8 protein-coding genes are annotated in these 15,347 nt (G+C 75.0%); 2 read left to right on the top strand and 6 right to left on the bottom strand.

The window, feature by feature from the left end; genetic code table 11:
• The first annotated feature begins 152 nt into the window (after positions 1–152).
• Complete coding sequence (locus tag ACZ56V_RS36180) at positions 153–1,454, top strand: MFS transporter (RefSeq protein ID WP_468947850.1); 1,302 nt, start codon at positions 153–155, stop codon at positions 1,452–1,454.
• Between the two features lie 70 nt (positions 1,455–1,524).
• Here ACZ56V_RS36180 and ACZ56V_RS36175 read toward each other — a convergent pair whose 3' ends face one another.
• Entirely contained in the window at positions 1,525–6,567 is a 5,043-nt protein-coding gene (locus tag ACZ56V_RS36175; RefSeq protein ID WP_468947849.1) for a DNA-binding protein, read from the bottom strand.
• Between the two features lie 40 nt (positions 6,568–6,607).
• Complete coding sequence (locus tag ACZ56V_RS36170) at positions 6,608–7,486, bottom strand: DUF4132 domain-containing protein (protein ID WP_467384146.1); 879 nt, start codon at positions 7,484–7,486, stop codon at positions 6,608–6,610.
• 531 nt (positions 7,487–8,017) lie between these two features.
• Here ACZ56V_RS36170 and ACZ56V_RS36165 point away from each other — a divergent pair.
• Positions 8,018–8,620: a LuxR C-terminal-related transcriptional regulator gene (locus ACZ56V_RS36165; protein WP_398918243.1), complete on the top strand. Its 603-nt coding sequence runs from the start codon at positions 8,018–8,020 to the stop codon at positions 8,618–8,620.
• 43 nt (positions 8,621–8,663) lie between these two features.
• Here ACZ56V_RS36165 and ACZ56V_RS36160 read toward each other — a convergent pair whose 3' ends face one another.
• The 4 genes from ACZ56V_RS36160 to lanKC form a co-directional block, all read right to left on the bottom strand.
• Positions 8,664–10,445: an ATP-binding cassette domain-containing protein gene (locus tag ACZ56V_RS36160; protein WP_468947897.1), complete on the bottom strand. Its 1,782-nt coding sequence runs from the start codon at positions 10,443–10,445 to the stop codon at positions 8,664–8,666.
• A 44-nt stretch (positions 10,446–10,489) separates the two neighbouring features.
• Entirely contained in the window at positions 10,490–12,268 is a 1,779-nt protein-coding gene (locus tag ACZ56V_RS36155) for an ABC transporter ATP-binding protein (RefSeq protein WP_468947846.1), read from the bottom strand.
• A 115-nt stretch (positions 12,269–12,383) separates the two neighbouring features.
• A complete protein-coding gene (gene ramS, locus ACZ56V_RS36150; protein WP_003972313.1) occupies positions 12,384–12,512 on the bottom strand; it encodes a mycelium formation morphogenetic lantipeptide SapB in 129 nt (42 codons plus the stop codon).
• A gap of 58 nt (positions 12,513–12,570) precedes the next feature.
• A complete protein-coding gene (gene lanKC, locus ACZ56V_RS36145; RefSeq protein ID WP_398918238.1) occupies positions 12,571–15,192 on the bottom strand; it encodes a class III lanthionine synthetase LanKC in 2,622 nt (873 codons plus the stop codon).
• Positions 15,193–15,347 lie beyond the last annotated feature (155 nt).

The raw sequence follows: 15,347 nt of genomic DNA, 5'->3' as shown, positions 1-15,347 counted from the left end.
TTGGGGGTGGTTCAACCGGCCGGACGGTGCCGGGTGATGACGGAATGCGCGCGAAAGGAGTGTTCCAGGAGCAGCAAACGTCAGGGAAGGGTCCGGTGGCGCTGGTGTGAAAGTCACCGGTACGCGAGGTGTGCCGGGCCCGCCGTCCGGGGATGGTCGCGATCATGACAGGCATGGACACGGACGCACCGGCACCCCCGACCCGACGGCCCGTACGCCAGCTCCTCGCCGCCTCGGTGGGCAACGCCGTGGAGTGGTACGACTGGTACGCGTACACCTTCCTGGCCACCTACATCGCGGACCAGGTCTTTCCCGAGAGCGCGGACAACTCGCTGGTGCCGCTGCTGTCGACGTTCGCCGTGTTCGCGGTGGGCTTCTTCATGCGGCCCGTCGGCGGGCTGCTGATGGGCGCGATCGCGGACCGGCGCGGGCGGCGCGCCGCGCTGACCGTCACCATCCTGCTGATGGGCGGCAGCAGTCTGCTGGTCGGGCTTACCCCGACCTACACGGCGGCCGGTGTGCTGGCCCCGGTGGTCCTCGTGGTCGCACGGCTGCTCCAGGGGCTGTCGGTGGGAGGTGAGTTCGCGGCCTCGACGACCTTCCTGGTGGAGTCCGCGGGGCCGGGCCGACGCGGGCTCTTCTCCAGTTTCCAGTACGTCTCGACCACGGCGGGGCAGTTGGTGGCCTCCGGGATCGCGACACTGCTGGTGGACACGCTGAGCGAGGACCGGATGAACGGCTGGGGATGGCGGGTGCCCTTCGTGTTCGGCGCCGTCCTCAGCCTGGTCGGCTTCTGGATCCGGCAGGGCGCCCAGGAGACCCGCAGCAGCGAGCAGCAACGGGCGCCGCGCCCGGCCCTGTTCGAGGCACTGCGCCGCCACCCGCGCGAGTCCCTGCTGATCTGCGGCATCACCGCGGGCGGCACCATCGCCTACTACACCTGGACGTCGTACCTGCCGACGTACGCCGAACTCAACGCGGGTGTCGCCAAGTCGGACGCGCTGCTCGCGGGGACCATCTCGCTGGCCTTCTTCGGGCTGCTCCAGCCGCTCGGCGGCATGCTCTCCGACCGGTTCGGGCGCCGTCCCCCGCTGCTCTTCTTCGGCGTGGGGTTCGCGCTGCTGAGCGTGCCGCTGCTGCACTCCCTGCGCGACTCCTTCGCCGTCCTGCTGCTCGTGCAGTGCGCCGGGATGGTCCTGCTGACCGGCTTCACCTCCATCAGCGCCGCCGTCAACGCCGAGGTCTTCCCGCCCCGGGTGCGGGCGGCCGGGATCGGCTTCCCCTACTCGCTCACGGTGGCGCTGTTCGGCGGCACGGCACCGTACGTGGGCACGCTCTTCAAGGACCTGGGCCACTCCGGGCTCTTCCCCTGGTACGTCGCCGTGCTGTGCCTGCTGTCCTCGCTGGTGTACCTGAGGCTGCCGGAGACGGCGCACAAGCAACTGGAGCGCTGACGCAGGGCGGGGGGAGGGGGACGACCGCCGGACGGCCGTCCGGCGGTCGTCCCCCTCCCCCCGGCCGTCGTCAGCGGCGGCGCTTGCGCGGTGGCGGCACCTCCAGTTCCTCCAGTCGCGGCCCGTCCCCGTCCTGGACGCGCCGCCACGCCTCCCGGTACAGCGCGGCGACGGGCCGGGTGGGCACGAGGACGCCGAGGGCGGGCGACTCGCCGTCGCGCAGGTCGTACAGCGGCAGCTTCCACCGCTCCAGCGGCAGGTGCGGGTTGCCGGGCAGGGTCCAGCCGCCGGGCAGGAACAGCGCGCGTCCGGCCTTGGGGCGGCTGCCCTCGACCACGAGGTCGGTGGCGGCGAGTTCGGCCCGGGCGGCGCGCAGCCGGGCGGTGCCGCCGCGCTGCCCGCCCCAGCCGGTCCAGCGGGCGGTGTTGCGGTCGGTGGGGTCCGGCATGGCGAGCAGCATCAGGTAGAGGACGGCGGCGTCCTCACCGATGCCGTACCGCTCGGCCGCCTCGCCGACCAGGTCGGGCACCGAGCGGGCCGGGTCCTGGGGCCACCACAGCCCGTCCGCGTCACGCTCGCCCGCCACCGGGTTGCCCGGGTCGGCGAGCAGCTCGGCGAACGGCCGGTCGTGGACCAGGCGCAGTGCCCTCTCCTGGGCGTTCGGCCGCGCACCGGTGGACAGCGCCGCCAGGTGGGGGTCGTGACCGGCGGCGTCCAGCAGCGCCGGCCGGATGGCGGGGAGCGGTTCTGTCCGCTCGGTGCCCAGGACGACCGCGCCATGGCGCTCGAAGGCGTCCCCGGTCTCGGCCGGGTCTCCGGCGGCCTGCCGGAACGCCTCCCAGTCGACGCCCCGCCGGTCGAGGGCGAGCAGCAGACCGGGGTGGGCCAGCCGCTCGCGCAGCGCGGTCAGGACGCCGGGCAGGACGGCCCGCAGCGGGTCCCCGGACGGGAGCCGGTGGGCGAGCCAGGCGGCCAGGGCCACCGCTCCCTTGAGAACCGAGCCGTCGAAGCCGGGCGTCTTCTCGGCGGTCTCCAGGTAATAGCGGCCGAAGCTCCAGGTCAGGTCCTTCGTCAACCGGGGCTCGGTGGCCAGGTCCACGAAGCCCCGCAGGGCGTCGGCGGGCGCCCACCCCACGGGTTCGACGGTCCGGACCGCGTCGTGGAGCACCTCCTCGGGCAGCGGGGTGCGTCTGCCCAGCCGCTCGTTCCAGACCTCGGCCGCGGCGGCGACGTCGGGGCCGTGCGTCCAGAGCCGGGACGGTTCGGTGGGCAGCAGTGCCGCCACGACGGCCCGCAGGGCGCCGCTGTCGAGGGACCTCAGCTCGCCCTTGGCCACGCCGGCGTCGGCCGACTTCACGCCGATGACCTTCAGGGTCGCGGAGGGCACCGCCACGCGTTTGTCGTCGATCTGCGGCATTCCGGCGAGCACCAGCCGGGCCGTGGTCGGGGTGACGCCGGTGAGCCGGGCGAACTCGTCGGCGGCCTCGGGGCGCCAGGGCGCGGGGCCGCGCTCGGCCAGTTCGGCGCGGAAGGCGGCGACCCAGCCGGGTGCCCGCGTCGGCTCCGGCACGAACGGCTCCTCGGACACCGGCGTGTAGGGGGCCGGTGTCTCGAAGCGGCCGGACGGATCGTGGTGGACGGCGCCGTAGTGCTTGCCCTTGATGTCGTAGGGCCCCCACTCGCGGACGAACCGGTACCAGTCGTCGGGGAAGACGAGGAACTCCCCGCCCTCCAGGTCGAGGACGGTCCCCCGGGTGTACCCGTGCGTGGCGCCCGGCCCGTCGAACGTGTCGGGGTCGAAGGCCAGGTGGACCCGGCGCCAGTGGCCGGGGTCCAGCTCCGTCAGCCCCTGCGCGTCCAGTTCGCCGAGGAAGGCGTCCTGGGCCTGCCGGTGCTCCTCCACGGTGGCCTCGCAGGCCGCCCTGAGCGCCAGTACGGCGGGCAGTTCGGGCAGGGCCACCGCGTTCAGGTGCTCCAACGGCTCCCGCTTGTCGAGGGACAGGTGCAGGATGCCGGCGGGGGCCGGCTCGGCCTCGCCCCTCATCGACCGGGCGAGGAGTCGCGGCAGATCGAAGAGGTCGTGCCGGAAGTCGTAGTATCCGCGCGCGTCGCGTTCCGTCAGACCGGCGCCGTTCAGCGCCGAGGCGAGCAGGCGGTCGCCGGGCGCGGGCCGCGGTTCCTCCGGGGTCTCGCCCTGGACCGCCGAGTCCAGCCGGGCGAGCAGTTCGTCCAGGACGCGCTGCTGCTCGGCGGCGTAGCGCGCCACTCCGGTGATGCCCCGGAGCAGTGCCTCGTGGCCGACCTGCGGGAGCAGGGTGCGGACGGGTGCGAGCACCGCTTCCCGGTCCGCCGCCCCGGCCTCCGCCGCCTCGTCCCGGGTCGGCTCGGCCACGGCCGCCGCCAGCAGCGCCGCCGCGACGTCGTCGCCGGCCCGGCGGAGCGCCGCGGAGCCCTGCGGGTCGCGGGGCCGCAGCCGGTGCCAGTAGCGCAGGGGCGGCAGCAGGGGGGTGCCCGCGGAGAAGGGACCCGCTGTCTGGTCCCCGTGGACGTGGGCGAGCACCGCGCACTCGGCGTCCCGCAGCTGGATGTCGCTCGACCAGCGCATCACGGTGACGGTCCGGTCGGTGCCGGGGAAGACCAGCGCGTTCTCCGGGCTGCCGCCCACGCGCCGCGGTACGACGACCGAGCGGCCGGTCAGGTCCTCTCCCCGCCGCGAGCCGTCGGGCAGGGTGATCACCCGCCAGCCGAGCGCCCCGTCCACCGGGGCGCTCACCGGCCCGGGCTCGGCGGAGAAGGCGGGCAGCAGCCAGGAGGTGTCGAGGGCGCTGCCCTCCGGCGCCGCGCGCAGCCCCTCGGCGAACCAGACCGGCCCGCCCCGCTCCCCCACCGTGTCGTCGGCCGGGTCGTAGGCATGCCAGGCGCTGTTCCGCTCGGCGGACCAGTCCTCGACCCAGACCCAGTACGACGTGCCGTCGCTGATCACCTGTCGTCGCCACGGGACGTGGGTGTCCCCCGGCCGCAGCACTCCGCGGCCGCTGGTCCTGCCGCCCCCGGGGAGCGGGAGGGTGACGGACGGCATGCCGTTCGTCCCGCCCTTCCCGTCCACGTGGCAGGCGTAGGAGGAGCGCACGTCGCCGTCGAGTTCCGTCGGGTCCGAGATGCCCGTGTCGGGGTGGTACCAGTAGCCGTACGAGGTGGACGTGGCGGGCGTGTACCAGGAGACCAGGAGTCGGCCGTCCACGTACCGGACGTCGGGGCGCTCCGCGTCGTCCGGGAGGCGCAGTTCGTGCGTGAGGACCGTGCCCTGCGCGTCGATCACCCGGGCGTGCGGCCCGTCGAGGACGACGAGGTGCGGCCAGGCCTCGGCCACGCGGGTCTCGCGGGCCCGCTCCGGTGGCGTGGACGTGCCGATCGCCTCGTCCCAGGCGGGCCAGCCCAGTTCGTCGAGCAGCCCGTCCCGCAGCGCGCGGGCGAGCACGGGCGCCATGCCGGTGCTCAGGGCGTCCCGCACCTCCTTCTCGGCGGTCGCCAGGATCTCGCCCGGCAGCCACTTCAACGTCTGGAACGGGCCGCTGTAGAGGGAGAACTCACCCAGTGCGCTGGTGAGGTACCCCCGGCTGATCCCGGCCACCCATTCGGCGAGCATCGGGCGGCCGCCGGGCGACTCGGCCAGCCGGGTCACGGTGCGCTTGTCGATGCCGTCGCGCTCGTAGGTGGGGCAGCCCCTGCGGAAGGCCGCGCGGAAGCGGAGGTCGGCCGCCAGGGCGACGAGGTCGCGCCGCGTCGGGAGGGCCGCCCAGTCCTGGAGGTTGAGTCCCGCGCGGTCCTCGGGGACGCCGACCGGGACGCGCAGGGCGAGGAGCTGGTCGAGGAGGTTGACGTCGCCGACGGGGGGCCGCAACGTACCGTTCTCGGCGTGCAGTTCGGCGCGGAGGGGGTCGGCCATGCGGTCGACGAGCGGGTACAGCCCGGGCGGTGCGATGCGCCGCTCGTCGGTGCGGCACAGGGCGAGGAACCTGCGCGTCCAGCCGGCGGTGCCGTCGGGGGACCGGGCCTCGGCGGGCAGCGCGGCGTCGCACAGTCCCTCGGTGGCGCCGGTCTTGTCCAGCAGGTCGAGCCACTGTCCCAGCTCCTCGTGCTCCCACTCCGAGGGAAGCAGGCCGAGCAGGGTGCCGCGGACGGCGGGTTCGCGCCGGGTCAGTTCCACCAGGGCGGCCCGGTGGGCCTTCCACCAGCCGGGCGGTGCCTTGAGGGTGCCGGGCAGCGGCAGCATCTCGCGCAGGTAGGCCATCTCCTCGGCGAGCGCGTTCCTGCCCGCGACGGCCTTCGCCAGCCTGCGCAGGTCACCCGCGCCGGGGCTCGACGGGGCCACGCCGTGCGCGGCGAGCCGGACGAAGAGCCCGCGCAGGTGCCGGAAGGCGGTGGCGGCCGGCACCCGGGACGAGAGTCCCTTGGCGTAACTGGACAGCACCTTGGTCGGCATGGCGTCGGCGAGGGCGAACTCCAGGAACACCGCGTCCATGCGGGCCTCGTCGAACGGCAGGGCGTGGGCCGTCTCGGCCTTGCGCGCGTTGACGAACATCTGGGAGGCGTACGCCTGCTCGCCGGCGGCCAGGAACACCCGGCCGGCCTCCTCGTAGAAGGTGGGCAGGAAGTGCGGCACGGAGCCCGCGAGGCGCGCGCCGATCGACTCGTAGGTGGCGCGGGCCCTCTTCGCCCGGGAGCGCACCGTCCGCGCGACCTTGTTCATCTCCTCGACCAGGGACATCGCGAGATGGCCGTCGGAGGGGTGGCGGACCAGCACCCACTCGGGGAAGCCCATGGCCCGGTGCTGTCCGACGCCGACCTCGACCGGGTCGCCCACGGGCAGCAGTCCGAGGAACCCGCCGTCTTCCCCGCCCGCCGGGTCTCCCGCGGCGGGCTCCGTGCCGGACGGGGCGGCGGGCGTCAGGCGCACGACGATCCGGTCGTCCAGGCCCGGGTGCCGGTAGGCCCGGGTGAACACGGGCACGGCCCGGTCGCCTCCCCCGGTGGTGCCCGGCGGCAGTACCGCTCCGGCGCGCAGCAGCTCCTCCACTTCTGCCGCCGCGTCCCGTGTCGTGCCGTCGCTCATGCTCGCGTGCCTTTCGTGGGTGTGCGTACCGCTGTGGCGTTCACTGGGCGTCGTCCGTGGGCACGGTGCGGCCGGCGTGCAGGGCCGCCGCCATGCGCATGCCCTCGGACCAGGCGACGGGGCCGACCTCGTGCAGCGGAAGGCGCCGGTGGGCGTCCCCGAGGCTCCAGGACAGACCGCCGGTCCAGGCCTTCTCCTCGGTGTAGGGATCGCTCATGCCGACGGAGGCGGTGAAGACGCGTCCGGCGTCCCGGACCCGGCCGACGATGCGGCTCCCGGAGACCTGGTAGCCGAGGGCGGTGGCGCGGGCGGACAGGTGGAACCACGAGCGGTACTCGGCGCCCGCGAACTCGGTGACCACGTCGGTGCCGCCGTCGTCGGTCTCCCCGGGCGCCGGCCAGGTGGCCCGGTGGATCTGCTCCACACCCTGGACGACGCCCGACTCGGCGGCGAAGGTGCGCAGTTCCTCCAGACCGGGAAGGAGGACCGGGTGGGGCATGGTCACCGTACGGGGGGTCAGGCGGACGGTCTCGCCGTCCAGGTTCACCACCCGCAGCCCGTCCGACTCGTCCGCGTCGCGCAGGAAGCCGACCTCGTCGGGGTCCTCGCCGACCACGACGATGTCGCGCAGCGCCGCCCGCCACGCCTCGTCGGGCCACACCCGCGCGAGCAGCCCGGTCGGCACGGGCAGCGAGGACACCATCCAGTTGTCGACCTGTGCCACGCACTCGGCGGCGTGCCGGTCCAGCCACTCGGCGAAGCGCTGGAGTTCGACCACCTCGGGGCGGTCCTGTATCTCCGCGGGCAGCGTTCGCTCCCGCTTCCCCTCCGCCGCCGGTGTCGCCGACGCGGACCGCGCCACCACCCGGCCCCCCACCAGAGCGACTTCGTACGTGTCGCCCGCTGCCAGCCAACCCATCAGGTCTTCGCCTCTCCCGCTGCTAGGAACACACGGCCCCCAGCACACGCGTCGGCCCTGAACCGACACGCTCTGCTGTGGTGTTGGCCAAAGACTAGGGACACCCACTGACAGTGAGGGGTGGCGACCGGCGCGGTGCTTTCGCGCCAGATTGGCCAGCGACGGTTTTCGGCCGGGCCCGCCGTCCGTCGGGCGGCGGTCGGGCCGGGCCAGGACTTGGCGGGCGGCCGGTCCCGGCCGGTGGACCCCGCCCTGGCCAGGACACCAGGGACCAAGGCCGGGAGACGGCTGCCCCGCGTCGGTTGCCGCTCGGACCGGAGCCGCCCGCGGATTGGTGTGTTATCCGCCCTTCTTCGCCCGGCCACCCGTCCCGGCCCTCCCCCGACGGGACTCCGAGGGCGGCGAATTGCCTCCGTTGCGGTTCGCACGTGCGTACGCGTCGTGTTCCACCGTCTCGAATAGGGGCACATGGCCCGGTGGCGCGGGGGCGCGCGGAGTCGGCGGTCCGAACGGGACCGCCGCCGACATGAGGTGGGGGAGATGGTTCGTGTTGTGGTGGTGCACGACGAGACGCTGTTGCGTTCGGCGCTGGTGCAACTCCTGAGATCCGAGGACACCTTGGAGGCGGCCTCGCAGTGCCCGGACGCCGACGGTGCGGAGGGTGCGGCGTTGCCGGCCGACGTCTGTGTCGTGGACGGCGAGTACCTGTCGGGTCCGGACGGACGCGGCGCGGGGGTGCGGGCTCGGTACGGTGACCGGCTCGTCGTCCTGACGACCGCCAAACGGCCGGGTGTGCTGCGCAGGGCGTTCGACGGGGGCGCCCTCGGGCTGGTCGACAAGAACGCCCCGGCCCATCGGCTGGTCACGGCGGTGCACACGGTCGCCAAGGGCGAGCGGTTCCTGGACGAGACGCTCACCGTGGCCCTGCTGAAGGGCGCGGAGATGCCGCTGACCACCAGGGAACTGGGGGTACTGGCCCTGGCTTCCCAGGGGGCGCCGGTCGCGGAGATAGCGGCGCGCCTGCACCTGTCCCGGGGCACGGTCCGCAACTACATGGCCACGGCGATCCGGAAGGTGGGCGCCCGCAACCGCATCGACGCGATCCGCATCGTGCAGAGCGCCGGCTGGACGTGAACCCGCCCCGGTCCGGTCCGCGGCACCGGACGGCGGGCCGCGGTCACGGCCTTCGGGGCGGCCCCGTGTGCCAGTGGCCCGTCAGGTCCCGGTAGAGAGGCGAACGGCTCAGCAGTTCGTCGTGCGTGCCGCACTCCGCCCGTACGCCGTCCAGTACCAGGGTTCGGTCGGCGCGCACCGCGGAGGACAGCCGGTGCGCCACCACGAGCAGCGTTCCGGGCCGCCTCGCGAGGTTCTCCTCCGCGCGGGCCTCGGACGCGGGGTCGAGATGGCAGGTGGCCTCGTCGAGCAGCAGCAGGGGGGCGGGCGACAGGTACGCGCGGACCAGCGCGACCAGTTGCCGCTCCCCCGGCGAGAGTTCGGCGGGCCGCACGGTGCCGTCCAGGCCGCCCAGGCGCTCGATCAGGGGCCGCAGGCCGAACACCGCTACCGCGGCGTCGAGTTCGGCCCGCCGCGCGTCCGGCCTCAGATACGCGAGGTTGTCGCCGACGGTGCCGGAGAAGACGTAGGCGTCCTGCGGGACCAGCACCCGGAGTGCGGCCAGCTCGGCGGCGGGGCGCCCCGTCACCACGCGGCCCGCCACGCGCACCTCGCCGCGGCTCGGCCCGAGGGTCCCCGCGACGAGGCGGGTCAGGGTCGACTTGCCGATGCCGCTCGGGCCGACGACGGCGAGGTGTTCGCCCGGGGCGACGCGCAGGTCGAGCGAGTCGAGCACGGGCTCGGCGCGGACGCCGTAGGACAGGGTGACGGAGCGCAGTTCCACGGCCGGGACCGCGGTGGTGTGCGCTGCGAAGGCCGCCGCCCCCGGTGGCCTCGCGGGGCTCGGTACCGGGCCCCGCTCCGGCTCCGGCTCCGGCTCCGGGCCGAGGATCCGGTCGAGGACGACCAGCAGCCGGGACCCGGCCGCGCCGAGCGCCGTCATCAGGGTGTGCAGGGCGGGCAGCAGGGACTGGACGAGATAGGTGAACGCGCCGAGCAGCGCGCCCGCGCTCACCCCGCGCCCGCGCAGCCACTCCACCGCCAGCAGCAGTGCGAGCACGGGCAGGTGGCCCGCGACGCCGAGCGACGCCGTGCGCACCGCCGCCCATCCGGCCAGCGTCCGGGCCGCCGCGGCGGCTTCGGCGACCAGGTCCGCGCCACGCCGCTCCGCTCCGGGCCCGGTCCCGCAGGCGGTGAGGTCCCGCAGGGCCGACCGGGCGTGCGCCGCGTGGTCGCCCAGCGCCTCGTCGGCCGCCAGGGCGCGGCGCTGGGCGGCCGCCATGGGCCGCAGCGTGACCAGGAACAGGGCGAGACCGGCCGCCAGCGGGGGCAGGACCACCACGAGGAGGGCCGGATGCAGGGACAGCAGACCGAGCAGCGCGCCGACGGCCGTGAAGACGAAGGACCGCAGGGTGAGGACGAGGCCGGCGAAGCTGTCCCGGGCGATCTCGGCCTGGTTCGTCAGCCGCGAGACCGCCGCCCGGTCCGTCCCGCCGGGCCCGCCCCGCGCCGCCCGCGCCATGGACCGGTCGACCGCACGCCGCACCAGACCGTCGCGCAGCGGCTCGGTCACCCCGGCGAGCTGGGCGAATACGCCCCGGACCACCGGGGCGCCGGACAGTACGCCGGCCAGGGCCGCCCCGAGCCACAGCAGCCCGCGGCCCGGGTCACCGGCGAGGAACCCCTCGTCGACGGAGCGGGCGACTCCGTACCCCACCAGGAAGGCCTGCCCGGACTCGGCCAGCGACCAGAGCGCCAGCCGTACCAGCACGCCTTTGCGGTGGGCGAGGAAGCGACGTGCCGGGGGCGCGAGGCGGCGCAGCGCCCCGGCCCCGGCATCGCGGATCGGGACGTCGTCCGGTGCCTGCGCGGGGCGGTGCCCGGCGGACGTCACGGGCGCGCCTCTTCGGGCTCGGCGCCGCGTACGGCCCCCGCACCCCTGCCGCCGGCATCCGCACCGGCATCGGCGCCGAAGACAGCCCGGTACCCCGCCGTGTGCCACAGGTCGCGGTGGGTCCCGACGGCGCGCACCTTCCCCTCCTCCAGCCAGAGCACCAGGTCGGCCCGGTCCGCGACCGACGGCCGGTGCGCGACCACCAGCCTGGTCCCCGGCCGTACGGAGCGGCCCAGCGCCAGGTTCACCTCGTGCTCCGTGGCGGTGTCCAGGCTGGACGTGGCGTCGTCCATCACCAGCAGCCGCCCGGCGTGCGCGAAGGCCCGCGCCAGTCCGAGCCGCTGGTGTTCCCCGCCCGACAGGGGCGCCGTGGGCAGCGGGGTGTCATAGCCGTGCGGCAGCCGGCGTACGAAGCCGTCGGCACCGGCCGCGCGGGCCGCCTGCCGTACCTGCTCACGCGACGGCCGCCGGGACCCGGTGGCGATCGCCTGCGCGACCGTGCCCTCCCCCAGTGCGGGGCGTTCGAAGGCGTGGGCCACCTCGGTGCGCAGCGCCTCGCGCGTCAGGCGGTCGAGCCGGACGCCGTCCAGCAGTACGTGTCCCTCGTCCGGGTCGATCAGCCGTCCCGCCACCGCCGCCAGGACGGACTTGCCCGCGCCGCTGCGGCCGACCACCGCGACCGTGCTGCCGCCCGGCACCCGCACGCGGTCGACGCGCAGCACCTCCCTGCCGCCGCGCAGTACGCGCACCCCGAGCAGCCGCAGCTCTCCCGGGCCGTCCGGAGGCAGCCGCCGGGTGCCGTACGCCAGCGCGGGCATCTCTTCCAGCTCCTGGGTCCTGCGGCGTGCCTCGCGGGCCCGTACGATCGCCCCGAGCAGCGACGCCGCCGCGCCGACACCGGCGGTGAGCTGCGCGTACCGGCCGACGGCGAGCAGGTCCCCCACGCTCAGTTCGCCCGCCGCCAGACGCAGCCCGCCGACGGCGGTGGCGACCAGCGTGAGGAGCGGGACCAGGACGCCGCTCCTGCCGAGCGCCCGTCCGTGCAGGGCCCACATGTGCCGTCCCTGGGCGGCCAGTTCGGTCAGCGGTGCCAGGATGCGGGCGCGTTCCCGGTCGCCGGTTCCCGCGGCGCCGATCGTGTCCGCGCCCTCCAGGGCTTCGAGCAGCCGGGAGGCGATCAGGGACTGCGTGCGCTGGTAGGCGGCGACCGTGGCGCCCGTGTCGCGGGCGAAGGAACGCAGCAGCAGGGCCAGGGCGGGCAGACCGGTCAGCACGCACAGCGCCACCCACACGTCGACGAGGGCCAGCGCCACGAGGGCGCCCAGCGGGGTGATCAGTGAGGCCGCCAGTGCCGCCCGGGCCGCCGGGGCGCCGCCCGCGTCCGCGGCGTTGAGGGTCAGGCGGGTCCCGACGTCGCCCGGCGGATGCGGTCGCGCGCTCTCGGGTGCGGCGCGCAGCAGTCCACGCAGGGCACGGGTGCGGACGGACGCCGTCCAGGTGGCGTTGCAGCGGCCGGTGAACAGGGAGGTCGCGCTGTCCAGCAGCAGTTCCCCCAGGAGCAGTCCGGCGCTCAGCGGGAGCCACCGGCCCGCGTCGCCGTCGCGCAGCAGCAGATCCAGTGTGCGGCCGAGGACCAGGGGCTGGGCCACCGCCGCCGCGGCCGACGCGACCGAGCACAGCAGCACCAGCGCTTCCAGCGCGCGCCCGGGCGCCGCGCCGTCGGTCCCGATCCGCCTCCCCGGCGCCTGCCGCGCCGCGGGCCTGATCGTTCGCACCAGCGAAATCCTCCGTAGGTCCCGGGAGGGAAGGCGTCGGCGCCCCGGGACGGAACCCGGGGCGCCGAGCCCGGCGACACGGCTCACCGTGCCGCCGCGGCCGTGAACTCCCGCGTCAGTTACAGGTGGTGATGCTCAGGCTGCTGTCGCCGCAGAGCAGGAGGCTCGCGCGGCTACCGGTCTCGACGTCCCCCATGGCCTCTTCCTTCGGGGTCTCCATCGACTGCAGGTCGAACAGGTTCATGACTCTTCCCTTCGTACGGCAACGGGTGTGCTTTCTCACGACCCCTGGTGGGGCCGGGTCAGGGGGCCGCGCTCGGGCGCGGCGGCGGCAGGAACGGCAGTGCGGCGGGCGTGTCGCCGAGGACGGAGGCGACGGCCAGCAGGCATCCGGCCGTTCCGGTGGAGAGGTCCATGGACAGGCGCATCATCTGCTCGCCGGGGAAGGCGAGCCGGTCCCGGTAGGACATGGCGTGCCAGGACAGGGCGTCGAGTTGGCGCCGTACGGCCTCCGGGCCCGCGCCGGGCGCCGTGGCCGAGGTCCGGCCCAGGTGGAGGACCATTCCGGCCACGCCCCGGTACAGGCCCGGCTGGGCGTAGAACATCGCCTGGGCCGCGGCCACGATCTCGTTCCTGGCCCGCGCGAACTCCTCGTCCGCGCGGTGCGCCAGGTAGTCGTCCAGCACCATGCCGATGCCCACGCTGCCGGCGCCCAGGTAGGGCATGGTGCGCCAGCCCTCGTCGACCTGCAGCGCGCCGCCCGCGCCGCGGACACAGCGGGCGAGGTCCTGGCGCAGCGCGTCGCGGGCGAGGTCGAGGAGGGCGGAGTCCCGGGTGCGTTCGAAGAGACGCAGGAAGAGCAGCGCCCGGCCGGCGCCGCCGTACAGCAGCCCGGCGCGGGCCCGGCCGCGGCTCACGCGGTCGGCCGGTGCGCGGTCGGCGGGCGCGCCGTCGGCGGTCAGCTCGGCGCAGCGCAGCGCCGCCGAGTGGAGCCCGTCCTGACCGGTGGTGGCGGCCAGCGAGTCCAGGGCCAGGCCGAGACCCGCGGTGCCGCCGTGCAGGTCCGGGCCCAGGTGGTCGAGGGGCTGGTCGAGGAGCAGTTCGGTGAGGTCGAGGGCGCGGTCGCGATGGCCGAGACGCTCCAGGGTCCAGGCGATTCCGGCGAGCCCGTCGTGGAAACCGAGCGGCATGCCCGAAGGCGGCTGCTTGGTCCGCTCCAGCAGCCACTGCTCGCCTTCCTCGTCCCGTCCGGCCCCGCTCTCGGCCAGGGCGTACAGGACCCCCGCCGCGCCGTGGGCGAAGGCCAGCCCGCCGCCCGCCGTGGCGAACTGGGCGATGTCGCCGGGGAAGAGGCGGTCCGTGCGGGACGGCGTCGCGGAGGCGCGGATCGCCGCGGCCATGGAGTCCCGGCTGCGCGGCCAGTCGTCCGGCCGGACCGGTGCCACCGGCCCGGCGGGCCGCCCTGCCGGCGGGCCCGCGGACCGCCGGGTCTCCGGGTCCCCGTCGACGCGCGTGATCTCGTCGACGGCCTCGTCCAGGAAGGCCCGGTCCACCGGGAACTGCTCGGCCACCACGTCCGCGAGGTGCGCCGCCTTGCGCCGGTCGACGGCCAGCAGGCTGGTGAGGGGGAGGAACAGCGCGAGCCGCAGACACGCCAGCGCGTACCGGTCCACCGCCACACCGCGCCGGTCGGAAGGCGCCACGAACCCCGGGTTGGCCACGGTCTGGCGCCCGGGTCCGTCGACGTCGTGGGCGGCCTCGAAGTCCAGCAGGGCGACGCTGCCGTCGTCCCGGATCATGATGTTGAACAGGTGCAGGTCGTTGAAGACCACGCCCCGGGCGTGGACCTGCGCGACGGCGCGCTCCACCCGCGCGTGGACGTCGAGGGCCCAGGCGGTGTACTCGGCCAGTCTCCGCTCCCCCGGGTCCGCCTCGATGAGCGGGTGGCGGCGGGCGAAGAACGTGTTGAGCGGCTTGCCGTCGATGTACTCCAGGACGAGGAAGTGGTGCTCCCCGACCGTCAGGTGGTCCAGCACCTCGGGCGTGCAGTCGAGGCCCGACAGCCGCTCCAGCGCCCGGCGTTCGCGGTGCAGCCGGGTCACGGCGTCGGCGCCGTCGGCCGCGAGACCGGCGTGCGGACGGGCCTCCTTGAGGACGACCCGCTCGCCGGTGCGGGTGTCGCGGGCGAGGTAGACGCCCCCGCCGTTGGAGAAGTGCAGCGCCGACTCGACGGTGCAGGGCAGGCCGGTCATCGTCACCGCGGCGCGGGCGTCGAGGTGCGGGCGCAGGAAGGCGGGCGGGTCGACCCAGTCCGGGACGCGGAAGACCGGGCCGCGCAGGTCGGGCACCAGCACACCGTCGGGGCCGGTCACGGCGGGTCTCAGCTGTCCGTCCGCGTCGTAGCAGTCGCGGCGGGTGAAGCCGCCGTAGCGGACGTGCACGGGGCCGTCGCCGATGCGCAGGTCGCTCAGGATGTGCGGTCCGGGCTCGCCGGCCAGCAGCGCGGACAGTTCCCCCGCGAGTCGTTCGCACTCCGCCTCGTCCGCCGGGTACACGGTGATGAACTTGCCGCTGCCGGCCCGGTCCGCGTACTTGGCGTTGCGCTGGTGCAGCAGATAGCGGCTGGGCACGAACTTGAAGGCCGTGCCTCCGGCGACGCAGTGCCGCCACACGCGGTCGAGCACGGACTCGGCGTTGTCGAGGCAGGCGGAGACATGGATCTTCCACCCCTGTGCGGGCAGGTCGGCGTCGACCGGGCGCAGCGCGAGCCAGTCCCCGCTCTCGTGGCGCTGCCATCCCTCGGGTACGGGCGAGGACGCCGCGGCGTACCGGGAGCGCGAGGTCCCGGTCCGGGGTGCCGTGCGGTGCGGGGCGTCGTAGAAGTACGGATCCGCGTCGCAGTACACGGCGTAGCCCTTGTTCACGCCTTCTCCCTCCCACCGGTCGCTGACGGGGACGACGCTGTCACGCGGCGTAGGGCGCCGCACAGTTGCCGCTGTCATCACTCCGACGTGCGGAACGCACAGGTAACTTCGCGGGACGAGGACGCCGGAGCGGGGGAATTCCGCCGGGCGGAAGT

The sequence above is a fragment of the Streptomyces sp. NPDC034099 genome (assembly GCF_055575415.1).
The sequence above is the reverse complement of the archived record's forward strand: the minus strand, read 5'-3'. Positions and strand labels throughout refer to the sequence as shown.